Origin of the sequence: Winogradskya consettensis (assembly GCF_018332715.1) — a bacterium.
GTDB lineage: Bacteria > Actinomycetota > Actinomycetes > Mycobacteriales > Micromonosporaceae > Actinoplanes > Actinoplanes consettensis.
On record NZ_BOQP01000004.1, the window covers coordinates 197,142 to 221,786 of the forward strand.

A 24,645-nucleotide genomic window follows, 5' to 3' on the forward strand; every position below is an offset into this window, starting at 1 on the left:
TGACTGCCGCTCGCTCCGAGCCGTTCGCGTCGCGAGCCAGATCTTGATCTAATCCATGACGGCGGTACGAACCGAGTGCGGGGAGTGGTGGAGACGTGGCGGTGCGGCTGCGGATCCTCGGCCCGCTGCGGGTGTGGCACGACGACGCCGGGGCGGTCGCGCTCACGGGACAGCCGGCGTACCTGCTGGCCCTGCTTCTCGCCCGGGAGGACCGGCCGCTCACCACGGCCGAGCTGATCGATCTGATCTGGGGCGACGCCGCGCCCACCAGCGCCCTGAACATCCTCCACAAGTACATCGGTGCGCTGCGGCGATTGCTGGAACCGGAGCTCCCCGCCCGCGACCCCGGCTCGTACCTGCTGCGCCGGGGCACCGGCTATCTGCTCACGGCCGGCCCGGAGACCCTCGATCTCGCCGCCTTCCGGGCCCACGTCCGGCTGGCAGAGGCCGCTGTCACCGCCGGGCGCACCGCGGCGGCGCTCGACGCCTATGTGGACGCGCTCGAGCTCTGGCACGGACCCGCGGGCGACGGGCTGGACCGCGGATCGGCATTCGCCGCGCTGAACGACGATTTCCTCTCCACCTGTGTGGCCGCCGCCGGGCTCGCCGTGTCGATGGGCGGGCCGCAGCGGATCCTCCGGGCGCTGCGCCTGGCCGCCGCGATGGCACCGTTGAACGAACCGGTGCAGGCGAGTCTCATCACCACGCTGGCCGCGGCGGGGAAACGGGCCGAGGCGCTGTCCACGTTCGCTGCGGTCCAGGCCCGGCTGATCGAGGAACTCGGCATCGATCCCGGGCCGGAGCTGCTGGCCGCGCAGCAGGGGGTGCAGGCCGCTGACACCGACGGTGTCCTGGTCGGACGGGCCGCCGAGCTGGGGGTCCTGCGGCAGGCCCTCGATGCGGCGGCCGGCGGCGCTTCCCGGCTGGTGCTCGTCGAGGGTGAGCCGGGCGGCGGGAAGACCCGGTTGCTGCAGGAGAGTGCGCGGGAAGCCGAGGGCCGTGGCGTGGTGGTTGCCTGGGGTCGTTGTCTCCACGGCGACGGCATGCCCGCGATGTGGCCCTGGGTCCAGGCGGTCGGTTCCGTGCTCGACGCCCTGCCCGCCACGGCACGGGACAGCCGGATCGCCGGCGAGCTCGGCCGGATCGTGGCACCGCCCGCGGAGAGTCCCGCGCTGACACCGCCGGACGAGGGGACCCAGTTCCGGCTCTTCGAACAGGTCGTCGCGGCCATCGGCGAGGTGGCGGCCGCGCGTACCGTGCTGCTCGTCATCGACGATCTGCAGTGGGCCGACATCGCCTCGCTGCGCCTCTTCGAGCATCTGGCGACCCGGCTGCCGCGCGGAACCGTGGTCGTCGGTGCGTTCCGCGATCGCGCGCCCGCCCCTGACGCGCGCCTCGCCCGCATCCTCGCGATCGATCACGGCAGGATCCCCGTCGAACCGCTCAGCCGATCGGAGGTCGGTGCGCTCGTCCGCCACGAGACCGGGGCCGATCCCGATCCGGAGACCGTACGGGACATCCACACCCGTACGGCCGGCAACCCGTTCTTCGTCCGTGAGTTGTCCCGGCTGCTCACCGACGACACCGCGATCCGGACCCGGGTGCCGTCCACCGTGCGCGACATCGTCCGGGAGCGGATGACCGGGCTCGACCCCGACACCGAACGGCTGCTGCGGATCGCCGCGCTGCTGGGCCCCGACCTGGACATCAGCCTGCTGGCCGACGCCGCCGGTCTCGACAGCGGGACATGCCACGCCCGCATGGGGACACTGCGCGCCGCCGGCCTGCTCACCCCGTTCCGCTTCACCCATGACCTGGTACGCGAGTCGGTCGCCGACATGATCCCGAGGCACCTGGCGACCCGGCTGCACCTCCGGATCGCCGCCGCCCTGGAACACGCCGACCGCGACGACGACGAGCGCCTCGCGCACCACCTGTGGTCCGCCGGCCCGCTGGCCGATCCCGCCCGCACGGCAGCCGCGCTGATCCGGGCGGGTCACCACGCGGCCGCCAAGTCCGCGTTCGAGTCCGCCGAGCGGCACCTGCAGTCGGCCGCGGGGATAGCGCGGACTGCGGGCCTGGCGGAGGTGGAGCTGACCGCGTTGTCGCAGCTGGCGATGGTCGCCGGGATGCGCTCGGGGTACAGCGCCGCGGCACCCGGGCTGTTGAAGCGGGCCGAGCACCTGGCGCGCGGACTCGGCCGGGAGCGGCAGGCCACCGAATTCCTGTTCTCCCGCAGAGCCGCGCACTCCCAGGCCGCGCAGCTCGATCACAGCCGCAGGCTCGCGCACCGGATGCTCCGGCAGGGCGAGACGTCCGGCGACCCGGTCGTTCGCGCGTACGGCCTGCACGCCTGGGGCATCCATCAGTGGGACACCGGCAACGTCGGTGAGGCGTTCCGCTATCTCAGCCAGTCGAACCGGGCCATGCTCGACGACCTGGCCCGGCGCGACGACCACCCGCTGCGGCACGACCTGCGGCTGATGTCGGCCGGGATGCTCGCGGAGACGACCGCCCTGCACGGCGATGTGGCCGCGGCGCGGGCGCTGCTCGACACTTTGGAGACGGTTGCGGGCGGCGACCCGTACGCGGTCACGGTCCGGACGGCCTTCTCCGCGAGAATCGCCGCGATGGCCGCCGACCCCGCCTGGGCGCTGCGCGCGGCGGAGCGGGGCATCGCCGAGGATCCCGGTTTCTCGTACACCTTCTTCGGCGCCTACCTGCGCCTGGCCCGGTCCTGGGCACGGGCGATGACCGGTGACGACCCCGCCGGCGCCGCGACGGAGGCCGAAACCGTCATCACCACGGTCCTGCTCGACCCGCCCCGCTCGAACGTGGCCACCTGGTACGCCCTGCTCGCCGAGATGTGGCTCGCCGCCGGCCGCCCGGACGACGCCGCCCACGCCCTCGACCGCGCCGGCGAGTTCCTCGACGCCCACGGTCAGCGCTACGCCGAGGGCCTGCTCCTGCTGCTCCGCGCCGAGTTGCTGCTGGCCCGCGGCGAACCCGTCGCCGTCGTCCGGGCCGCAGCCGAGCGGGCCCGGGCACGCTCCCTGGAGTCGGAGGCTCACCTTTTCGCCCGGCGCGCCGACACCCTGCTGGCCGGGCTCAGTCGTCCTCCCGGGCGGAGCGGCGCAGGACCAGGATGCTCCCCGTGACACCGATGAGGACGATGGCCAGCGCGACGCTCCCCCAGCCCTCGCCCGACCAGTAGACGTCGCGCAGCTCGATCAGCAGCGCGGCCTCATCGATGACGAGCGCGAGCCCCACGCCGTACGCCGCGCCCGCGACCATGTTGAACCGCGACGAGCGGTTGACCAGCCCGCCGAACCCCACCGCCATCAGGATCAAAATCCCCCAGACATAGTGATGCAGATGTACGCCACCCAGGCTGACGTCACCGAAACCGCGCACCTTCAGATGGATCAGCAGCGTGAGTACCCGCAGGAAGACGAACGTGATCGTGAACGTCCACCACGCCAGGATGAGACCACGCCGCACCCGGGCGGCCTCCCGCAACCGCCTCGGCCGATTTCCGAGAACAACCATGTGAACCTCCCGTACGAGTCGCAATGTCGAGGGTCATCAGGCCTTGACCTGCGCCCGGGTGATCAGGTCGTGCACCGGCTTCGTCCCGCTGCCGACCAGCACCCCCGTCACCAGCGCGTCGGCCCACACGGGCACCGCGTCCCAGCCCGCGGCCGCGATGCCGTGCAGGACGTAGAAGCCGCACAGCGACGAGATCACCGTGGCCACCGCGGTCGCCACACCCCACAGCAGCACCGTGCGAACGGCCTGGGAGCGGGCGGCCAGCGCCTCGGCCTCCGCGACCGCCACGAGATCCTGATGGCTGAGCTGGCCGGCCTGGTTGACGGCGTACGCCCGGGCCCGCTCCACCGCCGCACGCGCGGCCCGCCCCGGCATCCACCGCGCGAACGGCTCCAGCAGCCGCTCCACCGCGGCGGCGAAGACGAGCAACCCCGCGAAGACGGTGCTGGTGTCCGAGGGGCGGATCACGGCCGCACTGCCGTTGACCGTCCAGAGCAACCAGGACACCACGAGACCCGCGCCGACGATGCCGAACGAGCCGAGCACGATCAGCCCACCGACCGGCGGCGTGGGAACAGCCGCGGCCTGGGGCGCGGCTTCCTCGGTGGGTGCGGGTGCGGGCGCTGCCGCTGCGATCAGCGAGCCGGCCAGGGATTCCAGGGTGGCGCGAGATACGAGTGCCACGATCACTCCTCGAATAGCGTGTCCACGATGGACCTGCTGCTGAGAAGTGATCGTCGCGACGACGCCATTGTTCAGGTGCGCTGCATCACAGCGTCCCTCACGGAAGTGGAATGGCGGTGAACACGCCGCGCGGGTCGTACTTTTCCTTGATCGATCGCAGGCGCGTGGCATTGGCGCCGAAGCTGAACGGGATCTGGTCCGTGGCACCGGGGCCGAGCAGATTGGCGTAACCGCCGGGAAGCGCGAAGGGGCGCAGGGCCTCGTCGAGATCGGCGGTCCACCGCCGGTTCTCCGCGGATCGGCTCGCGTCCGGCCAGAGGGAGATCATCTCGATCAGCCGGTGCGGGGTACGCAGCCCGAAAGCCGTCGCGTCCGGGGCGACCCGGGCCGCAGCACCACCGAAAGCGTGCAGCGCCACGGTCGACAACGGCGAGGGCACGCGAGCGAAGTGCTCGGTCAGCACGTCGACGATCTCGTCGCTCACCTCGGGCACCGAGCGGGTCCGCAGGTCGACGTGCCGGCCGTAGGGGAAACCGGCACTCATCGCGGCCGCCGATCCGGCGAGGCTCTGCTCCGCCACCTCGGCCATGACCGGCGTTCCCAGACGGGCGAGGGCATGGACCGGCCCGTCCTCGGCCAGCCCGGTCGCCGCGTCGCCGCACCAGGTCGCCGAGACCAGCAGGAGCGGTGTGCCGTCCGGGCCGCTGAGGAACGCGGACAGTACGTACAGCTCGTCGGGGAACTCCGTCTCCCGCAGCCGCGAGAGCACCTGTGCGGCCTGCGTGAGCGGATACATCACGGTGCCGGCCACGATCGAGGGGACGCGGTGCACGTCGAAGCGCGCGGAGACCACGACGCCGAAGTTCCCGCCACCACCGCGCAGCGCCCACAGGAGGTCGTCGTCCGCGGTGACCAGCGACCCGTCGGCGAGGACCACGTCGGCGCCGGTCAGATTGTCGGCTGCCAGCCCGTACCGTCCGCTGAGCGGTCCGTAGCCGCCACCCGTCGCCAGGCCCACCACCCCGACCGAGGCGACCGTGCCGGTGACCGCGACCAGCCCGTGCTCCCCGGTCGCCGACAACAGCTCGCCGATGCTCGTGCCGCCACCGACGACGGCCTGCCGGGTCACCGGGTCCACCCGCACGGAGTTCAGGGCGGCCAGGTCGATGGTGATGCCGCCGTCCCGCAGCGCACGGCCCGCCCAGTCGTGCCCGCGCCCGCGTACGGACAGGGGGATGCCCTGAGATCCGGCGAAGGCCACCACGGCTTGCACATCGGTGACCGTCTCGCAGCGGACGACCACTGCTGGGCGGTGGGTGATCGCGCCGTTCCAGGGCGTGATCAGCGCCTCGAACTCAGTGGCGCTGGTGAGGATCTGCTCGGGCCGCAGATGAGCCTTGAGCGCGGAGACGTCGGGCGGCGGAACCATCGCAGGACCATAGCGCCGGTTCAGGGTGGCCCGGCACACCGTTGCGGGAAGCCGCAATGCACAGATCGTCAAGTGGCAGCCATTTGACTTCAGGCCGGTACCGAGACCTGGAGGATGAGATGCCGCACCGCTATCTGACCGCCCTGGAAACGCCGTCCGTCGAGGCCGCCCAGCGCGAATACGGCAGCTATTCCGCGATGCGGCGGCTGATCGCGGGCTGGGACACCGACGCCGCGCTCGGGGACGACGAGGCGGCGTTCATCGCCGAGCGCGACAGCTTCTACCTGGGCACGGTCGGCGAGAACGGCTGGCCGTACGTGCAGCATCGCGGCGGGCCACCCGGGTTCCTGAAGGTGCTGGGACCGAGCCTGCTCGGCTGGGCGGACTACCGGGGCAACCGCCAGTACGTGACCGTCGGCAACCTCAAGGCGTCCGCCCGCGTCTCGCTGTTCCTCATGGACTACGCACACCGGCAGCGACTCAAGATCCTCGGCGAGGCGACAACGATCGACGCCCGCCACGACGACGCTCTGCCCCTGCTCGACCGGGTCAGCACGCCGGACTACCGCGCGCACGTCGAACGGGTCATCACCGTCGAGGTCCACGCCTACGACTGGAACTGCCCGCAGCACATCACCCCGCGCTGGACGCAGGACGAGCTCGCTCCCGTGCTGCAGAAGCTGCGCGCCGAGCTCGACGAGCTTCGCGCCCGCAACCGCCAGCTGGAAAAAGCATCTCTCAAGGAGGAAACATCATGAGCATGTCCCGTGTCACCGGACTCGGAGCAATGGGCGTCATCGTCGCCACGCTCGGCGCCTGCAGCAGCACTCCCCCACCGGCAACCGCACCGTCGGCGACGGCCCCGTCGGCAGGGGCCCCGTCCACAGCAGCACCGGCGACCGCCGCTCCCGTTGAACCTCCGGCCACTACGGCGGCGACAGAGCCAACCACCGCCACGCCGGCCAGAACGACCGCGGCGCCGACCAGCAATCCGACGGTGGAGTCCGATTTGTCGCAGCTCAAGAAGCTCGGCATCACCACCGGCTCCGGCGTCCTGATCGACGTCGCCGATGACGGCGCCGACCGTTTCCTGCAGGTGGGAAAGAACGGCGTGGTCGACTTCACCGGCACCACCAGCACCGACTCCACGATGATGGCGCTGAAACCGGCCCCGGTGGCGGCGAGCAACCGTGTGGTGATCAAGCCACCGTTCTGGAACGAGGACCTCGGCGCCGGCTCGTGCGTCGCCGACACCGCCGGAGCCGCCCTGAAGCTGGAGACCTGCCGGCCCGGGAAGGCTTCCCAGGTCTGGCAGGTCATCCCCGCGGGCGACTCCGGTCAGTTCGAGCTACGCGGCACCTTCGGCATCCTGAGCGTCGACAACGGCAAGCTCGTCACCGCCGGGGGCCGCACCGGGTTGCAGACGAAGCAGTTCTAGTCACGCGGGATCGTGTGGGCGTTGGTGGCGAGCCAGGCGTCGAGGGTCTGCAGGTCCGGGTTGAGCCTGCGGACCGCCTCGATGTCGCGGACGCCGGTGAAGTAACCGTCGTGCTCGGTGTAGTACTGCAGCATGTTGCCGGCCTCGTCCGCGCCGGGGAAGCCGAGCGCGCGGTAGGCGTCGTGGGTCAGCGGCCGGTAGACGACGGGCTCGCCGACCGCGCGGGTCAGGCTCGCGGCGATCTGCTCGCCGGTGAGGTGCTCACCCGCGATGTGGACGGTCCGGCCGACGTAGTCCGTGCCGGCCTTCAGGATGCCGTACGCCGTCCGCCCGATGTCCTCCACCGCGATCCCTGCGAGCCGGCTGTCCCCCATGGGCAGCGACAGCGTCAGCACCCCGTCGTCGCCGCGGGTCGCACCCCAGCCCGTGGCGAAGTTCTCGAAGTAGAACGTGGTGCGCAGGAACGTGGTCGGCACACCGGCGTCGGTGAACAGCGCGTCCGCGTCGGCCTTCGCGTCGAAGTGCGGCACCTTGTACTTGCCCTGCAGCGTGGGCATCCGGTCGTCGTGGACGGGGATGCGGTCCCGGGTGTCCTCCAGCGTCGACCAGATCACGTGCTGCAGACCGGCCTGTTTCGCCGCCGCGGCCAGGTTCGCGGCCTCTTCCAGCTCCTTGTCCGCGGACATGTGCGCCCAGAAGTTGGTGACCAGGAACGCGCCGTACGCGCCGGTGAACGCCTTCACCAGGCTGTGCGCGTCGTAGTTGTCGGCCTCGATCACCTCGGCGCCGAGCTTCACGAGCTCCTGCGCCTTCTCCGAGGTCACGTCGCGGGTCAGCGCGCGGACGGTGAATTCGCTGCCCGGGTCGGCCAGGATCGCCTTAGCCAGACCGCCGCCCTGGGCACCGGTAGCGCCGACGATCGCGATGACCTTCTTCTCGTTCATTGCTGGCTCCTTGCGTCCGGGCCGGCCCCTCCGGCCTCTCGTGTCCCCCACAACCGGAGCAAGGCATCGATGATTCCCGATGGATAGTGACGTCAGACACCGCTGCGGGGGGAGGGCCGGCCCAGGGCGTGGGGCTGGTTGTGGCGGCTCGCGAACAGCAGCATCGCGAGCAGGGCCAACAGGTACGGCGCCGAGATCAGCAGTTGCGAGTTCACGGTGACGCCCAGCGCGGGCAACGCCAGCCGGAGTGCGTCGGCGAGGCCGAACAGCGCGCAGCCCACCAGGGTCCGGGCGAGCCGCCAGCCGCCGAAGATGACCGCGGCGATGACGAGGTAGCCCCGGCCGGCGGTCATGTTCTGGTTGAACGAGCCGACCTCCCCCACCGCGAGGTAGGCGCCGCCGAGCCCGGACAGCGCTCCACACCAGAGCAGGGCCTGCCGGCGCCGGAGGTTGACCCGGATGCCGGTCATGGCGGCGGCTTGCGGATTCTCCCCGGCCGCGCGTAGTTCCAGGCCCCAGCGGCTGCGGTCGACCAGCCACCACGTCGACGGGATGATGACTAGCAGCGACAACAGCGGCCAGCGTTCGGGCGGGCGGCTCAGCGGCGTCGCGGTCGCGATCAGATAGCTGGTCAGGCCGAGAACGAGCGCGTTGAGAACCAGGCCCACCACGAACGTGTTCACCGTGAGGCCGTGGGCGAGCACGCCGTGGACCAGGCCGATGAGCGCGCCGATGAGGATGCCCGCCAGCAGCCCGGCGAGGCCGCTGCCGGTGAGGCCGGCGACGGCGACCGCCCCGAACGCCGCGCCCAGCATCATGGCCTCGACGGAGATGTTCAGCGTGCCGGCGCGTTCGGCGAGATACTCCCCGCAGGCGGCGAACGCGAGCGGGGCAGCCAGCCGCACCCCGCTGAACAGGACGGTCTCGATGTCACCGGCAAGGCTCATGCGGAGGACCACCGCTTGAGTGCCGGCGGGGCGACGAACGCCAGGACCAGCAGAGCCTTGACCACATCGACGAGGTACGACGGGACGCCGGTCGCCGCCAGGAAGCTCCCGCCCGAGCGCAGCACCGCGAACAGCCCCGCGACCGGGATCGCGAGCAGCGGCCGGTTCCGGGCGACCAGCGCGACCAGCAGACCGTCCCAGCCGATGCCGAGGGAGGTGCCCGGCTGGAGGCGGTTCGTACTGAGTGGACTCGTCAGCAGTACGGCCCCGGCGAGTCCGGCGAGGGCCCCGGAGATGGCGAGTGCTACGCCGCTCAGCGCTCCCACCCGGACCCCGGAATGCTGTGCTGCCAGGGGGTTGAGCCCCAGCATGGTGATCCGGAAACCCCAGCGGGTGCGGGCCAGGACCACCGCGACCAGGATCGCCGGCACCGCGGCGATCAGCAGGCCCGCGTTGATCTGGAGGCCCGGGTAGTGGCCGATCGAGCCGAGCAGGGCGTCCGCGGGCAGCTTGTTCGTCTGCGGGAGCACGGTCGCCCGGCCCAGTCGCGATTCCTGCAGCAGCCACGGGGTGTTCACCGCGAACGCGACGACCTGCTGCGCGAGGAACGCCATCAGCAGCGTGCTGACCACGATGTCGACGCCCCGCAGCCGGTGCATGAGCGAGCTGAGCCACGCCCAGAGACCCGCGGCGAGCGCGGACGCCAACAGGACGACCACGACCAGCGCGGGACCCGGGACGGCGAGGCGCAGTCCCACGGCGGCACCGGCGAGCGCACCGATGAGCACCTGACCCTCCTGGCCGATGTTGAACACGCCGGCGCGGGCGCTCACACAGGCGCCGACCGCGATGAGCAGCAGCGGGGCGGCGTACAGCAGGGTGAGGCTGACGGCGGTGGCGTCGCCGAGGCTGCCCCGGACGAGTGCCTGCAGGGCCGCCGGCGGGGAGCCGCCGGTGACGGTGATGAGCAGGGACGACAGGGCGAGGGCCACGACCAGGGCGGCTACGGTACGGATCACCGTGCCACGCCACCGACGAGCAGCCCGAGCCGTTCCGTGGTGGCGTCCGCCGTGCGCAGCTCCCCGGCGATGCGGCCGGAGGCGATGACCGCGATCCGGTCGGTCAGCCCGAGAACCTCCTCGATCTCCGTGGAGATGAGCAGCACCGCCACCCCGTCACGCGCGCACGACCGCAGGCGGGCGTAGAGATCCTCGGCGGCGCCGACATCGAGACCGTGCGACGGCTGCGCGACGACCAGGACCTTCGTGTGCGCGGAGAGTTCGCGGGCCAGGACGACGCGCTGCTGGTTGCCGCCCGAGAGCGTACGCAGCGGAGCGTCCAGCGAGGCCCCGACGATGCCGAACTCCTCGGCGAGCCGCTCGGCGGTGCGGCGCAGCCGGCGCCGGTTGACCACCGGGTCCTTCATGACCAGGTTCGCGGCGACGCTCAGGTCGAGCACCACCCCGGCCCGGTGCCGGTCCTCCGGCACGATGCCCAGCCCGGCCCGGTGCAACGCTCCAGGTCTTTTCAAGGCGACGGGTACGCCACCCAGCTCGACAATCCCCGTGTCCGGCACGACCAGCCCGCTGAGCACGTCACCGAGCACCGTCTGCCCGTTGCCCTCGGCGCCGTACAACCCGGTTATCTCCCCGGGCCGCACGTCGAGGTCGACGCCGTTCAGAAACGGCCGGACCACCAGTCCCCGCAGCCGCATCGCCGGTTGCCGGGCCACGTCGGGCACCGTGCCGGGGCCGGTGGGGAGCAGTCCCAGCGCCGCGGCCTCGGCGCCGAGCGAGACGTCCCGCCCGACCATCTGTCGGGCGAGCTCCACGACGTCGGTGTCCCGGGTCGCGCTGCGGAAGACCACGCGGCCCCGGCGCAGCACGGTCACCCGGTCGGTTGCCGCGGTGATCTCCGCGAGCTTGTGGCTGATCAGTACGACTGCCCGTCGCTCCGAGCGCACCACGCGCCGCAGCACGGCGAACAGCTCGGCCGACTCGGCGCGGGTCAGCACCGACGTCGGTTCGTCGAGGATTAGCACGCCCGGGTCGCGGCGCAGGCATTTGATCAGCTCGACCCGTTGCCGCTCACCGGCTGACAGCGTGCCGACGATGGCCAGCGGGTCGATCGGCAGCCCGTACCGTCGGGCGATCGCGAGAATCTCCGCCCGGGCCGCCGCCCGCCGGATGCGGCCGGTGTCGCCGAGGATGATGTTCTCCCAGACGGGCAGCGGGTCGATCAGGCTGAAATGCTGGTGCACCATGCCCAGCCCGAGCGCCGCCGCGTCCTGCGGGCCGGCGATGCGCACCGGCTCGCCGTCGCGCAGGACGGTGCCGGCGTCGCGGGTCTCCAGGCCGAACAGGATGCGCATCAGGGTGGACTTGCCGGCGCCGTTCTCCCCCAGCAGCCCGTGGATCTCGCCCGGGTCGATGTCGAGATCCACGCCGTCGCAGGCGATGACGGTGCCGTACCGCTTGGAGACGGCCCTCAGCGTCAGGGCGCTCATGCTCAGGCGCCGAGCTTCTTTACTTCCGCCGCCGGATCGATCTTCTTGGCGCCGATGTCGGCGCTGAACGCCGCCAGCTTCGCGTTCTGCTCGGCGGTGCCGTGGCACAGCTTCACCGTCGGGTACGGATCGACGCCCAGCTGCCACGTCCGGGTCACACCCATCCGCAGCTGCCCCGCGGCGAACTGGGTCAGGGCGACCTCGAAGTAGTCGCCCGGATCGAACAGCACGGAGACGTCGAACGTCGGGCCGGTCGACGCGCACCGATCGGTGCCGGGCGTGAGCGTGATGAGCTTCTTCGAGTTGGCCAGCGCCGTGGCAGCGTCGGTGGCACCACCCAGGTACGGGTAGAGCACCCCGACTCCCTGGCTCATCTGTGCCTGCGTGGCCTCCCTCGCCTTACCGGAGTCGTTGAAATCCCCGGCGTACGTGGTCACCAGCGTCGCGTCCGGGATGAGCTCGCGCATGCCCGCCTTGAACGCGGTCGACGCCACCACGGTGAAGTCTGCCTCCGGCCCGGTCACGAAGCCGGCCCTGGTGACACCGCGCTCCTGCATGAGCAACCCGGCGGCATACCCGGCGACGAGCATCGACTGGTTCGGGTCGTCCGTCGACAGCATGATCTCCGGCGTCTGCGGGATGTTCGCCGACGACGGGACGTACCAGGCGGTCTTCGCGCAGACCGACTCCGCCGAGGCCGGGATGGCGTCCTTGAGCTCGGTCGCGCCGATGGCCACCAGGTCGACCTTCTGCTGGCACAGCGCCCGCGCGGCGTTGAGCGCGTCGGCGATCGGCACGCTGCCCCGCTTGATCACCGTCCAGCCCTTGCTCCGCGCGAACGCCTCGGCCTTGACCACGAAGCTCTCGTAGTAGCCGTTGTCGTTGATATCGCCGGGGCTGAGCACCCCGACGACCACCTTGCCGTCGCCGTTCACATCGGGCTCACCGGCCGGCAGCGTCCCCGCCCCGGCCGCCGCCGAGGGATCCGAGACCTCCCCGGTCGCGGTCGCGTCGTTGCTGACGCACGCGGCGAGCAGGGCGGTCGCGACGATCGCCACCAGTGCTCTTCTCATCCCGGGCACCCCGGTCACCAGCGGAACTCGAGTTCGAGCGGGCCGCGTACATTGATCGATCTCCGAAGTGGAATGTGCCGGTCGGTCGTGCGATGCAGTCCGGGCAGGCGTTCCGTCAGCACCTGGAGCGCGATGCGGCCCTGCACGCGAGCCGGCGCGGCACCGACACAGGTGTGCAGGCCCGCCCCGAACGAGAAGTGGCGTGACGGCTTGCGGGTCACGTCGAAGCGATCGGCGTCGGGGTAGCGGTCCTCGTCCCGGTTGGCCGAGGAGAACACCACCAGCACATCGGCACCCTGCGGAATCTCGGCACCGCCGAGCTCGACCACCCGGGTGGCCCGGCGGAACATCGTCGGGATCGGCGTCTCGAACCGCAGCACCTCCTCGACGGCGTTCGGAATCAGCGCGGGCTCCCGGCACAGCAGCTCCCACTGCTCCGGATGCGCCGCCAGCAGCCGTATCGCGCTGCCGATCAGGTCGGCGGTGGTGATGTGGCTGGCCCCGAACGTGCTGCTGATCGTCGTGACCAGCTCGGTTTCCCGGTCCCGGTCCAGCGGCCCGTCCGCCGGCGCCAGCGCGGCCACGACATCGCTGATCAGATCACCCTCGGGGGCGTCGCGGCGACGGCGCACGTACCCGGCGACGAGGTTCTTGAAGTTGACCACCCGCCTGGCGGCCTCCACCTCGTCGTCCTCGGCGAGATCGACATCGCCGAGCGAGAACGAAGCCTCACTGCCGGCCTTGACCGTCGCCACATCCTCCGGCGCGAACCCGAACAGCGCGGCGGCAGTCACGGCCGGCAGCGGCGCCGCGAATCGGGTGACCAGATCGGCACCACCGTCACCGACGAACGAATCCACCAGGGCATCGGCCCGCTCCCGGATGTCCGGCTCCATACCCTTGACCCGGCCGCTCGCGGTCAGATGCCTGGTGTACGGCTGCCGCAGCCGCCGGTGCACCTCCCCGTCGGACGTCACGTGGTCCGGCACCATCGGGAAGCCATCGGCCAGCACCGTCAGCGTCGCCGGATACAGCTCCCGGATCGCCCGCAGACTGTTGACCGACGAGAACCCTTCCGGATCCTTGAGAATCGCCTCGACGTCCCGGAACCGCGTGACCACCCAGGCATCCAGCCGCGGCGAATAGAAGACCGGCTCGTCACGGCGAGCCTGAGCGTAGAACGGGTAGGGGTCGTCGGAGTGCGCTCCGAGCGGGTCGTAGCTCTTGGCGAGTTCACTGACCATCCATCGACAATGGACTATCGTTAGACAGGAGGCAACGGCCGCAGCGGAATCGGGTTGTCCTTCGGCAGCACGACCCACGTCCGCTCCGCCAACGGTCCCAGCAACTGGACACACCGGCGGGTGGCATCCTCACCGAGCCGCTCCCACGGCCCGGCGGCCAGCCGGTCGGTGAGCGCTTCAACCTGTGCATACGCTTCCCGCGCAGCAGCGGTGGCCGTGCCGTCGCCGGCTATCCAGCCCCGGTCCGCCAGCCGGTGCAGCGCGGCCTGCCACTGCTCATCGGTCCAGCCGCGGGCCTGCTGCATGCTCGCGGGCAGCTCCCCGCCGTCCAGCACCGCCCGCCAGACCACTGCCTCGCAGCCATCCACCCCGGCGGTGAGCAGCGCCGCCACGTGTCCGTCACCGCGGTGCTCCCGCAGCACGGTCGCCGCCTGCCACAACCGGCCCAGTGCGTCCTCGGGCCGGGGCAGGTCGGCGTTGGCGGCACCCAGCACCCGCCCGGGCAGCTCCACCTCGTCGGCCGCGGCGGAGAGCAGCTCGGCAACCTCAGCCACCTCGGCGCCCTCCAGAAGATCACCGAGCGCCGCGCGAGCCCCCTCGAGCCGGGCTGTGAGGACCGCCTCCGGGCTGGCCCTGCTCCACACGTCCGGCAACGCCCGGGCAACCATCCCCGGCGCGAACCCGAAAAACGCCGCGACGACCGGCCCGGCCCCGACCGCCCCGAACGGCGCCGCCCTGCCCGCAAAGTATCCCCGCCAGAACCCCCGCAGCCCGGCATCCACGAACGCCGCCCGAGCCGCCGGAGCAAAATACGTAACAGCATGAAGCGGCTCGAACAACGACCACACCCGCCGCGGCACCTCCATTGGCGTCATACCAGCACCCAACGCGACCCGGACCCCCTGGTCAAGCCCCCTCGGCGTGGCTCAGTCGATTGATCACCTCATCGACGGTGAAATCCCACCCGGTCAACCGCCGCCCACTCCAATTGATCCCGACCCGGAAGTCATCCTCGGCCAGATCGGGCAAGGCCGCATCCCGCCAATGCTCCAACGGCATCGAAACCACCCGGAACTCCAGCCCCCACAACGCAGCGGCGCGCTGCGCCCGTGCCCGCGACGACCAGTAGGGAAAGACCCGCCGGGGCGTCGGGCTGCCACTGTCATCCCTGACCCACCACACGGTCCGATGCTGCACGATCTCCCGGAAGAACGCCGCCGCCTGAGCCCCACTGACACTCACGCCTACCGAAAGCCCGTCTCGCCCGTGATCATCTCTCCACCAACGGTCGCGGATTGTGCACCTCAGTCACCCACGAACCATAGATAGAGGTGAGACCCCTCCTCGACCTGCCTGCAGAGCACCTCTATCTCAGACGCTGCTTCCTCGCCCACGATGTCACGCACGGATCGGTCTGCGACCTCCAGCAGGAGCTTTCCGACCTGCCGTTCGTTGAAGACGGTGTCCGCATAGGGGAGCAGACCCCCGAGGCACGGAAACCTCTGCTGATCGATCTGCGACAACGCCTCCGACCAGTGGACCCCTCCAGACGTTCCCCGCGTCACGATCTCACCCAGCTCGGTGCGCAGCTGTAGACCGATCACGCGGAACTCCTCGGTCCGGCGGGACCCACCGGCGTCACGACGCATCCTCGAACAGGATCGGGCCGGTGACCGGCGTTGCCCCGCCAAGGGTTCGGTACCGGGTCAAATCCTTCTCGTCGAACAGGACGACCAGCGTGTCCGGGTGGTACCAGGCCGCGGCATCCGGACCGATCTCACCGAGGGCGACAACCACCCGCCGATCCCCGGGGAACCCGAGCCGGAGTCCCCACAGGCTTTCCGGAACACCGGTCTCGCTGATCTGCCAGCCGAGGTCCACGGACGCGATGGTCTGGCCGATCACCACCGCCCATGCCGTTGACGTCGCCGGCACGAGAACGGTGTCATCGCCGTCGTAGTGCGGCTCCGTGGCCGACGTCGACAGTCCCTCGACCCTGTCGTCCCGTGCCCAGGTGATGGTGATGACCTGCGACGGGAGGCGCAGCAGCAACGCGAAGTCGACCTGGTGAATGTCGCCGTCCTGAGGATCTGCGTATCCCGCGTAGGCGCTCTGGCCGTAGGCCACGTCTTCCAGACGCTCCCCGACCAGCGCGGATCGCAGCTCAGCGATCCGCGCCAGGTCGGTGCGCAGGATGGGGCCGGTCAAGGTTCGTACCTGAACTTGCCGAAGTAGGAGAACTGGCCACCGCTGTCGAACACCGCTCCCACCCCGTCTGGTCGAATGATCCGGGTACCTGTACCGGCATGCTGCCCCCCGGACGGTACATCTTCGAGGCCCTGCGGGTGGAAGGTGATGTCGTCGAGCAGCTTCTGGCCGGCGGTTTCGAGGTTCTTGGGACCCTTCACGGTGGGTAGGAAGCGATCGCCGCGAGGCCCGATGTTCGCGTCGAGCTGATGCTTCTGGTATTCCTGCCCGGACTTGGTGGTCTCTGCCTTGGCACTCGGCTTGCGCATGCCACTGTTCGCCATGTCGGTGCGCTTGGCGAGGTCCGGCGCGCCCCTCCCGCAGTTGTGGACGAGGAGCGGGGTGTCACCGGCCAGGACGTAGTACGTGTGGATGTCCTGGACCGTCAGGTTGTGGACCGTGGTATGCCTGGTCCAGTGCCGGGTGGTGCGGATCGTGAGTTGCTTGCCGTCCGAGGTGGTGACGTGGTCGCCGGACCGGAGTTCGGCCGCGTCGATCCAGTCGGACCTGTCGGCGTTCCAGAACGGGTGTGCCGCTGTGGCGGTGACGCGGGCTCTGCCGTGATCCGTGTCGATGGTCAGGGTGACCAGGTCGCGGTCGCCCGTGCCGGTGATCGTGCGGGTGACCGGCTCGGTTTCGGTGTCGTTCTCCTCCGGGGCGCCGGCGAGGACCTTGTCGCCGACGTCGATGTCCTCGATGGGTTTGGTGCTGCCGTCGGCCATCAAGACCAGCGTCCCTGCCGCGAAGCTGTTGCTGAGGCAGTTGGCACCGGTGCGGGAGGTGAGTCCCTTGCCGAGCTTGTTGCCGACGAAGGCTTCGACACCGAGGGCTGTCAGGTTGCCGGCGCAGGTGGCGCCGGAGGTGCCCTTGCCGCAACCGGCGGCGTTCTCGACCTGGCCGCAGGCGCCCTTGCTGCCGCCGTAGCCGCAGTCCTCCATCTTGTCGAACAGCTCGCCCGCCTGCTTGGCCTTGTTCTCGAGGCTCTTGCAGGCGCTGTCACTGTCACCGGAGGAACAGTCGTCGAGCTCCGCGTAGGTGTTCAGACCCTCCTTGACGCTGCCCTTGACGTGATCGACGAACGCCGAGCCGAATTCCTTGGCTGGTTTCTTGGCGTCGCTGACGACGTTCTTGATGCCGTCACCGATGGCGTCGGCGGCGTCGGTGAGGAAGTTGTGGCCGTCGAGTTCGACGTTGGAGATGGGGTTGCCGCCGGCGAAGGCGTAGCGGTTGCCGGTGTAGGGGTCGGCGGCGAGGCCGAGGTCGGCGAGGGCGCCGTTGTAGTTGTCGCGGGAGAGGAACTGGTTGATGCCGGGGTCGTAGTCGCGGAACCCCATGTCGTAGTCGCCGCTTGCCTGGTCGTAGCGCTTGCTCTGGAAACGGTAGGAGTTGTACGGGACCTTGTCGGGGTTCTCGGGGTTGCTCGCGTCGGGCTTGTCGGCACCTGTGAACTGGGCGGTGTCGTTCTTGCCGTAGGCGGTGTAGCCGTACGTGGCGCGGCCGTCGCCCTTGTCGTCGGTGATCTGCTCGATGTCCGACTGGCCGTCGTAACCGGTGTAGGAGTCTTCCTTGGTGTCGTCGGCGTTCGTCTTGATCTGCGAGAGCAGGCCGCCGCCGGGGCCGCGCTGGTAGGACTTGACGACCTTGGTGCCCTCGAGCTCCGCGGACACGTCCTTGGTGAGGCCGAGGTACGCGTACGTGGTGGTCTTGCCGCCGTAGGTGCGGGTGGACATCCGGTCGAGCGGGTCGTACTTGTAGTCAGTGGTCTTGTCGCCGGGGTTCTTGACGTTCTTGACCACGTGGTCGAAGCCGTCGTACGTGTAGCTCTCCAGCGTGGTGCCGGCCGACGTGATCGTCTTGAGCCGCCCGTACGGGTCGTAGGCGTAGCTCGCCGTGGCGCTGCCGACCGCCGCGGATTCGAGCCGGTTCTTCTTGTACGTGTACGCGGTGGTCGTCCCGCCGACCGTCTGGCTGACGACGTTGGAGTTCGCGTCGTGCACGTAGCTCTCGGTCGACGCCCCACTGCCGGTCTTGGTGACCGTGCGGACCCGGTCCTGGGGGTCGTACGCGTATGTACTGGTCGTGTCCAGGTAGGCCGTCTTGTTGTCGGCGTTCTGCTTGTGCTGGACGTCCTTGGACTTCTGACCGTTCGCGGCGTACTCGTAGGTGTGCTGGTTGACCACCGTGCCGTCGGACTTCTTCTCCACCGTGCTGCGGCTGGCGCCGTTGAGGAAGTAGTCGCTGGTGACGACGTTGTTGTTGCCCTTGGTCTCGGTGTCGACCTCACCGCGCCTGGTGTACGCGTACTTCGTGTACTTCGGCTTCGGGTCGTCGAGCGTCTCCGCGTTCTTGATCTGAGCGACCAGGTCACGCTGCGGCTCGTAGGTGTACGTGGAGACCTGCAGGTCATGGGTACGCCGTTTGAGCAGGTCGTTCGGCTCGTACTCGAAGGTGGTGGTGTTCTTGACCGTGGAGCCGTTCTTCTCCTCGAGACCGGCGACGCGGTTGACGCCGTCGTAGCCCACGGCGTACGTCCCGATTGCCGCGCCCGAGGTGTTGTCGAGCATCTGGGTCAGGTTGCCGTTGACGTCGTAGGAGAACGCGAAGTCCTTGGCGGGGGTCCCGGAGCCGGCGCCGTTGTCGTTGGTCGACTTGCGCTTGCCGTCGGGGAAGTACGTCCACGTCATCTGCCGCGTCGTTGCCCCGGTCGCGCTGATCGCCCGGGACGTCTGCGAGCCGTTGTCGTCGTAGTCGTACGTCGTGGTGATGTTCCACGCCGCGTCCTGCGAGGTCTTGACCCAGCCGTTGTCGAAATACGTCTGCACGGTGTCGTTGCGCACCGTCTCGTTCTCCGACGGCGGGGCGGAGACCCGTTCCAACTGCCCGACCTTGTTGTACGTGTACTTCGTGACCGCCGGCGTCTTGAACTTCGTGTCGGCCTTGTCGTACGGCTGCTGCACCTCGCTCGCCCGGTTGAGCTTGTCGTAGAGCGTGACGGTGGTGAAGTCCTCGGTGTCCCCGGTGGTGTCGACGCCGCGCGGGCTCTCGGCGCGGTTCTGGTTGCCGACCTCGTCGTAGCCGTAGCGGGTGGTCCGGTAGACGCCTGCTGAGTACGGCACGCGCTTCTCGACGACGGCGTTGCGCTCGTCGTACTTCGTGTACGTGCGGTTGCCGTCCTGGTCGTACGACTCGGTGGGGTTGCCGTCCTTGTCGTACTCCTGGCCGGTGGTGAACCCCTTGGCGTCGATGGTCGTCTTGAGCCGGTGACTCAGGTCGTAGGTGAACTTCGTCGTGTAGTCCGTGGTGTCCGCGGTGGCGTTCTTGCGCTGGTCGTATTGCGCGACCACGTTGCCGGCCAGGTCGTAGGTCGCGCTGACCCGCCCGTTGAGGGCGTCGACGACGTCGGTGACCTGGTTCAGCTCGTTGTAGACGTAGCTGGTGACGTAGTCCTGGGTGTCGGCCGGGGTCAGGGTGCCCTTGGGCTCGGTGACGCGGCTGAGATTGCCGACCTGGTCGTACTCGTACCTCGTGGTCGGCGCGTCGGAGGTCGTCGTGTCCTTGGGTGTGGCGACCGTGCTCTGCCGGTCGAGCGCGTCGTACGTGGCGGTCGTCTTCGCCCCGGTCGGCGACGTCGTCTGCAGCACGTTGTCGTTGGCGTCGTAGCTCGGCGCCGGCGTGGTGATGTACCGCCCGGCCGTGGCGTCCTTGGGAACCTTGGTCGTCAGCGGCCGCCGGAACCCGTCGTACGTGTAGGTCGACGTCTTGGTGTTGGCGTCCGTCACCGTGAGGACGTCGCCGGTCGAGGAGTACGTGTACTTCGTGGCGTTCGTCAGCGCGTCGGTGATCGTCTTCGGGTAACCCACGACGTCGTAGTCGGTGAACCCGGTGACGTTGTCGTTGGCGTCCGTCGTGGTGAGCATGCGCCCGGCGCTGTCGTACGTGTAACTGGTCGCGTAGTCACCGGCGGTCGTGGTGGCCGTGCCTTTCGGGTCGGTCACCGAGGTCAGGTTGCCGACCGCGTCGTGCGCGAACAGCCAGCGCCGCCCCTCCGCGGAGACCTTCTCGGTGAGGTCCGCGGTGTGCCCGGCGAGCCCGAACTGGTAGCCCATCCGCGTCGACGGGGTGTTGTTCTTGTTGGCCTCCGGGTCACGCATCTCCAGCGGATATCCGGTGGTCTGGTCGAAGCGCCAGGTGGTCACCGCGCCGCCGGGCTCGTCGAGCCGGGTGACGTTGTTGTCGGCGTCCCAGCCGAGCAGCGTGGTGCGCTGCTTGGCGTCGGTGATCCGGGTGACCCGGCCGTAGCCGTCCATGGCGTTCTCGGTGATGCGGCCCTTGGCATCGGTGACCGTCGAGGTGACCGCGCCGCTGGCCGTGCCGTCCGGGTCGGCGTACTCGAAGAACATGGGCTTGTTGAGCCGGTCGGTGACCGTGTTGACCTTGCCCTGCTGGAACGCGTCGCCGGGCTCGTTGTAGGCGACCTTGGTGCCGCTGGACGCCCGCGGGTCGGTGACCTTGGTCAGGCGCGCGTTCGTCGAGCCCTCGGACTCGTCGTAGGCGAACGCGAATGTCTTGATCTTGTACGGGTCGGCCGCGTCGGCGACCTCGCGCAGCAGCCCGGCGTCGCTGTAGACGAACGACACCCGGCGGCCGCTGATGTCGGTGATCGCCTTGACCTGGTCGATGATCGCCGGGTTCTGCAGGTCGGTCAGCGACTGCTTGGTGCCGTCGACGTACGCCTCATAGCTGTCCCCGGCCGCGTAGTAGTCGAGCGTCAGCGTGCGGCGGTTCGCCGGGTCGGTCAGGTAACGCAGCACGCTCGTGGTGCGGTTGTTCACGGTGCGGCGCTCGTACGTGAAGGTCAGCTTGTTGCCGTTGCGCTCGCGGACCGCGGTCTGGAAGCCCTGCTCGTCGAAGACGAACTGGCTGCGGTCCGGGCGGGTCATCGTCCACGCCTGCGTGGTGTCGCCGCTGTTGGTGCGCTGCAGATACATGTGCACACCGGACGGCTGGACGTATCGCCAGTCGGCGGTGTTGGTGCTGTCGTGCTTGTCGAGGTTGAACAGGTGCGTCGTGCCGTCGCCGTCGGTCATCGCGACCTGCTGCGGCCAGGTGGTGGTGCCGCCGCGGAATTCCAGGGGCGAGCCGAGACGTACGACGCTGGAGGTCGACAGCGACCAGCCCAGGCCGGCGTACGAGGTGGAGGTGTCCTGGCTGTTGTAGGTCAGCCGGACGAACGTCGACACCCCCTGGCTGGGGTTGCTGATCGGGTTGTAGCCGACCACCGCGTTGCCCGAGAACTGGTTGACCATCACGGTCGCACCGGCACCCGCGCCGCCCCCGGCGTAGTGATAGAACTTCTCGAGCCCGAGCTGGTCGGAGGTCGGGTCCTCCACGGCGACGCTCTGGTCGAGCGGTTCGATGGTCGTGGTCTGCGACAGCCACTGCCCGGTGGTCTTGTTGCGCAGCTCCCACTTCAGGACGTACGGCTCGCGGCGGTCACCGTCGTCGCCGGAGTCGGGTGCCCTGACGGTCGCGGTCACGGTGACCACGCCGCCCGGTGCCTGCGCCGAGGGCAGCGGCGTCTCGATGCGGTTCCCGGCGGTCGTGACGTCGGTGCCGTCCTGGCGCTGCCAGCGGTAGGACACCACCCAGTCCGCGGGCGACCAGACCGCGCCGGTGGTGTTGGTCAGCGTGACCGGCACCAGGTACTGGTCGGCGGGGATCATCCGGCCCGGCGTGGTGGGCGCGTAGTAGGTGCTCGTGCTGTCCGGCGCGGTGTAGACGACGCGCAGCCGGGGACGCAGCGCCGGCTCCTGAGCCTCGGCGGACAGGAACAGCGACCGCTGCTCGTTGCCGGCCTCGTTGGCGACCTTGATGACCACGCCCTTGTTGGTGCTGGGCGTGTCGACCCAGCGCTGCACGAGCGGCCCGGCGTCCCACTGGGTCCAGCCCGGGTCGCCGCTGATCGACGCCGCCGTGGACTGCACCGTGGTCTCGAAGTCACCGCCCGCGGTGGTCCACGCGGTGCCGCTCTGCGCGCTGTTCCACGTCGAGGTGGTCTCGTTGAAGTCGCGGGTCAGCCCGCGCAGCTCGTACGGTGTCGCGCCGGCGTTGGCGCCCTCGGCGTACCAGCCCCAGAGGCCCACCTCGGCGTCGAGCACCTTCGCCCTGGGTGGCAGGCCGGTGATGCTGGGGAACTTCACGACGGCGCGGCTCGTGCCGTACGTGGTGCCCTTGTTGCCGATCTGCAGCTCGCCGCCGGAGTCCAGGGTGTCCCAGTTGTTCGTGGGTTTCGCGCTGGTCAGGGTGTTGTCGTCGGCGCCGCCGAAGAACTTGACGACCTGCCCCGCCGCGGGCAGCTTCACCATCTCGGTGGGCGACGGGAGCAGCGCACCGTCCCGGGTGCGCACCGCCACGGTGTAGAACAGCTGGTCACCGGGTGCCGCGTGGGTGTCGTTGTACGTGGTGCGCCCAGCCCGGACGGGCGCGACGAGGGTCGCCGCCGAGGGCCAGAAGTTCTGCTCCTTGCTCGCGTGGACCTCGTATTCGAGCAGGTCGTCGTCGGGTGAGGTGGACGGGTCCGCGTACGTCGTCCAGGACAGGTCGGCGCCCGTTGCGCGGACGGTGGTCACGGGGTTGATGCTCACACCGGGGCGGCCCCACGTGAGGATCAGCTTCGGGCCGTGGTCGTCCTCGCCGCCGTACGAGAAGTCGCCGCTCTCGTAGCGCGGGCCGCCCCACACCTTGGTCTCGTCCTTGGCCTTGACCATGAAGCCGTTGTTGGCCTCGCCGTCGAGCCACTTCTGCACGATCGAGCGGACGCTGAACGAGTGCCACACGTTGGTCTGCCTGAGCACCTTGGTCGCCTCGGCGCGCTTGACGAACCGGACGGCGTCGGCGACGACCTCCTTGCCGGCGACGTCGCCGAGCGTGACCTTGTGCGTGGTTCCGGCCTTGAACGGGTACGTGCCGATCGACAGCCAGGTGCCGTTGCCGCTGCCCCCGGTCTGGTTGACCGGGCGCACGGCCGTCCCGCCGTCGTAGGAGACGGTGTAGGGGGCGTTGGTGGCGCGTTTGCTGCCCGGTACGTAGTGGACCTGCACCTCGTACTGTCCGGACTCGGTGAGCCGTGGCACCCAGGTGACCGAGTCGCCGGTCTTGGTGTCGGAGTTGATCAGATAGGTGCCGTTGATCGCCTGGGACTTGTCCCCGCTGGCGGCGCCGCTCCACGGGCCGACCTTGACGATCTTCGCGGTGTTGACGTCGTCGACCCGCTCGGTGTTGTCACCGACCTCGCCGAAGCTCGCCGCCGTGGTGTTCCAGGTGGCGGTGTTCTCCGCCCACGCGGCGGTGACCTTGCGGGCCTCGAACACCGGCTCGAAGTCGTCGGCGCCACCGAACGTCTGGTCGTAGTACATCTGCAGCTGCGCCGAGTCGAGCTGGACGCCGGCGGGGATCTGCGACAGGTCGAACTTCGTCAGCGACCGGAACGTGCCCGCGGTGTTGACGCCGGCCGACAGCCGCCACACGTTGTCGTAGTTGGTGGTGGGCGTGTCCGACGCGAGCATGACGTCCTGCGCCTTGCCGATCGTGGGCTGCAGCTTGATCGTCGGGTCGACCACCACCGGGTAGGTGCGCTCCGGGCTGCTCAGCCACGCGGGATCCGCGGTGATCGTCACGAGCGTCCGGCCGCCGGCCTGGGTGACCCGCTGGGTGACCGCCTGGCTCAGTGCGGTGCCGGTCGGTGACTGCGGGTCGGGCTTGCTGTCATACATGTACGGCTTGGGCATCGTGAACAGCGCCGGCCCGACGCCGTCCGTGGCGTAGAAGGCCACCGAGCCGTCCGCCTGCGGAACCGCCCGGACCTTGTCGAGGTCCAGCGTGAACGTCCAGCTCGCCGCCCCGGCCGGGGGCGCCTTCAGGACGATCTTCTCCTTGGTGGCCGTACGGGTCAGCTCGTACTCGAGGTCGGCCGTGCCCGCGACCCCCGCGTAGGTGACGGTGTCGCCGTCGGCGGTGGGCTTCGCCGCGCGGGCAGCGCCGTCGAGGCCCATGGTCAGGCCGTGCCCGCCGGGCAGCGTGTACTTCAGCAGCCGGTCGGTGCGGTCGCCGAAGCTGCTGCCGAACGTGTTCTTCGTCGCGGCGTAGCGGTAGCCGGCCGCCGTGGTGGCGGCCGGCCTGGTGTCGATGTCCTGCCAGTGGCCCTTGCCGTCGCGGTAGTGCACCGGCTCGCGGCTGGTCTCGGTCTGCAGCCGCCCGTCGGCCAGCTGATAGGTCTTGGTGGTCGCGGTGCGCCGCCCGGTCAGCTCCTTGGCGCGGCGTGCGGCCGGGATCGCCTTCGCGGGCACCGGGCGGTCGGCGGCCGGCAGCACCCCGGCCGGTGGCGGCTGCGACGCGGCGAGCTCGCGGCCCTGGACCGCCGGTGGCCGCAGGACGGTGCCCGCCGGTGGCTGTGGGCTGGGCTCGCGGGCGGGTTGCGCCTGTGCGGGACTTCCGGAGATGACGAGTACGACGGCGGCAGCCGCCGTGATCAGCCGTGAACGCAAAACCGCTCCCCCATGGCTCGGCCTGATCTGGCGCACCGAGA

At 69.9% G+C, this 24,645-nt stretch carries 17 protein-coding genes; 3 read left to right on the forward strand and 14 right to left on the reverse strand.

Annotated elements, in window-relative coordinates:
- The first annotated feature begins 95 nt into the window (after window positions 1-95).
- Window positions 96-3,158 carry an ATP-binding protein gene (locus tag Aco04nite_RS04640; RefSeq protein ID WP_212995903.1) on the forward strand — a complete coding sequence of 1,021 codons (3,063 nt, stop codon included), beginning with the start codon at window positions 96-98 and terminating at the stop codon, window positions 3,156-3,158.
- On the opposite strand, the gene Aco04nite_RS04645 is transcribed toward Aco04nite_RS04640, so the two are convergent.
- From Aco04nite_RS04645 to Aco04nite_RS04655, 3 genes are all read right to left on the reverse strand, one after another.
- The gene (locus Aco04nite_RS04645) at window positions 3,109-3,549 is read right to left on the reverse strand and encodes a hypothetical protein (protein WP_212995904.1); all 441 of its coding nucleotides are present in this window, start codon (window positions 3,547-3,549) and stop codon (window positions 3,109-3,111) included. The genes Aco04nite_RS04640 and Aco04nite_RS04645 overlap by 50 nt on opposite strands.
- 36 nt (window positions 3,550-3,585) lie before the next feature.
- A complete protein-coding gene (locus tag Aco04nite_RS04650) occupies window positions 3,586-4,233 on the reverse strand; it encodes a hypothetical protein (RefSeq protein ID WP_212995905.1) in 648 nt (215 codons plus the stop codon).
- A gap of 97 nt (window positions 4,234-4,330) precedes the next feature.
- Window positions 4,331-5,662, reverse strand: coding sequence for an FAD-binding oxidoreductase (locus Aco04nite_RS04655; RefSeq protein WP_212995906.1), 1,332 nt, complete (start codon window positions 5,660-5,662; stop codon window positions 4,331-4,333).
- A 119-nt stretch (window positions 5,663-5,781) separates the two neighbouring features.
- On the opposite strand from Aco04nite_RS04655, the gene Aco04nite_RS04660 reads away from it, so the two are divergent.
- Both Aco04nite_RS04660 and Aco04nite_RS04665 read left to right on the forward strand, forming a co-directional pair.
- A complete protein-coding gene (locus Aco04nite_RS04660; protein WP_212995907.1) occupies window positions 5,782-6,420 on the forward strand; it encodes a pyridoxamine 5'-phosphate oxidase family protein in 639 nt (212 codons plus the stop codon).
- Complete coding sequence (locus Aco04nite_RS04665; protein WP_212995908.1) at window positions 6,417-7,100, forward strand: hypothetical protein; 684 nt, start codon at window positions 6,417-6,419, stop codon at window positions 7,098-7,100. The genes Aco04nite_RS04660 and Aco04nite_RS04665 overlap by 4 nt, the downstream gene beginning before the upstream one ends.
- On the opposite strand, the gene Aco04nite_RS04670 is transcribed toward Aco04nite_RS04665, so the two are convergent.
- The 11 genes from Aco04nite_RS04670 to Aco04nite_RS04720 all read right to left on the reverse strand — a co-directional run bounded on the left by Aco04nite_RS04670 (window position 7,097) and on the right by Aco04nite_RS04720 (window position 24,604).
- Window positions 7,097-8,044 (reverse strand): NmrA/HSCARG family protein, encoded by a 948-nt coding sequence (locus tag Aco04nite_RS04670; RefSeq protein WP_212995909.1) that lies wholly within the window; start codon window positions 8,042-8,044, stop codon window positions 7,097-7,099. The genes Aco04nite_RS04665 and Aco04nite_RS04670 overlap by 4 nt on opposite strands.
- A gap of 92 nt (window positions 8,045-8,136) precedes the next feature.
- A complete protein-coding gene (locus Aco04nite_RS04675) occupies window positions 8,137-8,991 on the reverse strand; it encodes an ABC transporter permease (protein WP_212995910.1) in 855 nt (284 codons plus the stop codon).
- Entirely contained in the window at window positions 8,988-10,010 is a 1,023-nt protein-coding gene (locus Aco04nite_RS04680) for an ABC transporter permease (RefSeq protein WP_212995911.1), read from the reverse strand. Before Aco04nite_RS04680 ends, Aco04nite_RS04675 begins: the two co-directional genes overlap by 4 nt.
- Window positions 10,007-11,497, reverse strand: a complete 1,491-nt coding sequence (locus Aco04nite_RS04685) for an ABC transporter ATP-binding protein (RefSeq protein WP_212995912.1) — start codon at window positions 11,495-11,497, stop codon at window positions 10,007-10,009. The genes Aco04nite_RS04680 and Aco04nite_RS04685 overlap by 4 nt, the downstream gene beginning before the upstream one ends.
- Window positions 11,498-11,499: 2 nt before the next feature.
- Window positions 11,500-12,570: a BMP family ABC transporter substrate-binding protein gene (locus tag Aco04nite_RS04690; protein ID WP_212995913.1), complete on the reverse strand. Its 1,071-nt coding sequence runs from the start codon at window positions 12,568-12,570 to the stop codon at window positions 11,500-11,502.
- A 14-nt stretch (window positions 12,571-12,584) separates the two neighbouring features.
- A complete protein-coding gene (locus Aco04nite_RS04695) occupies window positions 12,585-13,814 on the reverse strand; it encodes a cytochrome P450 (RefSeq protein WP_212995914.1) in 1,230 nt (409 codons plus the stop codon).
- A gap of 20 nt (window positions 13,815-13,834) precedes the next feature.
- Window positions 13,835-14,689 carry an SCO6745 family protein gene (locus Aco04nite_RS04700; RefSeq protein ID WP_212995915.1) on the reverse strand — a complete coding sequence of 285 codons (855 nt, stop codon included), beginning with the start codon at window positions 14,687-14,689 and terminating at the stop codon, window positions 13,835-13,837.
- A 31-nt stretch (window positions 14,690-14,720) separates the two neighbouring features.
- On the reverse strand, window positions 14,721-15,056 hold the full coding sequence (locus Aco04nite_RS04705) for a DUF2750 domain-containing protein (protein ID WP_212995916.1): 336 nt from the start codon (window positions 15,054-15,056) through the stop codon (window positions 14,721-14,723).
- Window positions 15,057-15,118: 62 nt separating this feature from the next.
- Entirely contained in the window at window positions 15,119-15,418 is a 300-nt protein-coding gene (locus Aco04nite_RS04710) for a hypothetical protein (protein ID WP_244875753.1), read from the reverse strand.
- Window positions 15,419-15,452: 34 nt separating this feature from the next.
- Window positions 15,453-16,022: a hypothetical protein gene (locus Aco04nite_RS04715; RefSeq protein ID WP_212995917.1), complete on the reverse strand. Its 570-nt coding sequence runs from the start codon at window positions 16,020-16,022 to the stop codon at window positions 15,453-15,455.
- Window positions 16,019-24,604, reverse strand: a complete 8,586-nt coding sequence (locus Aco04nite_RS04720; RefSeq protein WP_212995918.1) for a DNRLRE domain-containing protein — start codon at window positions 24,602-24,604, stop codon at window positions 16,019-16,021. The genes Aco04nite_RS04715 and Aco04nite_RS04720 overlap by 4 nt, the downstream gene beginning before the upstream one ends.
- Between the last annotated feature and the right edge of the window lie 41 nt (window positions 24,605-24,645).

What these genes read in the sequence shown, in the direction of transcription:
- Aco04nite_RS04645 (WP_212995904.1), bottom strand. Translation starts at nt 3,549, where the DNA reads ATGGTTGTTCTCGGAAATCGGCCGAGGCGGTTGCGGGAGGCCGCCCGG.
- Aco04nite_RS04655 (WP_212995906.1), bottom strand. Translation starts at nt 5,662, where the DNA reads ATGGTTCCGCCGCCCGACGTCTCCGCGCTCAAGGCTCATCTGCGGCCC.
- Aco04nite_RS04660 (WP_212995907.1), top strand. Translation starts at nt 5,782, where the DNA reads ATGCCGCACCGCTATCTGACCGCCCTGGAAACGCCGTCCGTCGAGGCC.
- Aco04nite_RS04665 (WP_212995908.1), top strand. Translation starts at nt 6,417, where the DNA reads ATGAGCATGTCCCGTGTCACCGGACTCGGAGCAATGGGCGTCATCGTC.
- Aco04nite_RS04670 (WP_212995909.1), bottom strand. Translation starts at nt 8,044, where the DNA reads ATGAACGAGAAGAAGGTCATCGCGATCGTCGGCGCTACCGGTGCCCAG.
- Aco04nite_RS04675 (WP_212995910.1), bottom strand. Translation starts at nt 8,991, where the DNA reads ATGAGCCTTGCCGGTGACATCGAGACCGTCCTGTTCAGCGGGGTGCGG.
- Aco04nite_RS04685 (WP_212995912.1), bottom strand. Translation starts at nt 11,497, where the DNA reads ATGAGCGCCCTGACGCTGAGGGCCGTCTCCAAGCGGTACGGCACCGTC.
- Aco04nite_RS04690 (WP_212995913.1), bottom strand. Translation starts at nt 12,570, where the DNA reads ATGAGAAGAGCACTGGTGGCGATCGTCGCGACCGCCCTGCTCGCCGCG.
- Aco04nite_RS04695 (WP_212995914.1), bottom strand. Translation starts at nt 13,814, where the DNA reads ATGGTCAGTGAACTCGCCAAGAGCTACGACCCGCTCGGAGCGCACTCC.
- Aco04nite_RS04700 (WP_212995915.1), bottom strand. Translation starts at nt 14,689, where the DNA reads ATGACGCCAATGGAGGTGCCGCGGCGGGTGTGGTCGTTGTTCGAGCCG.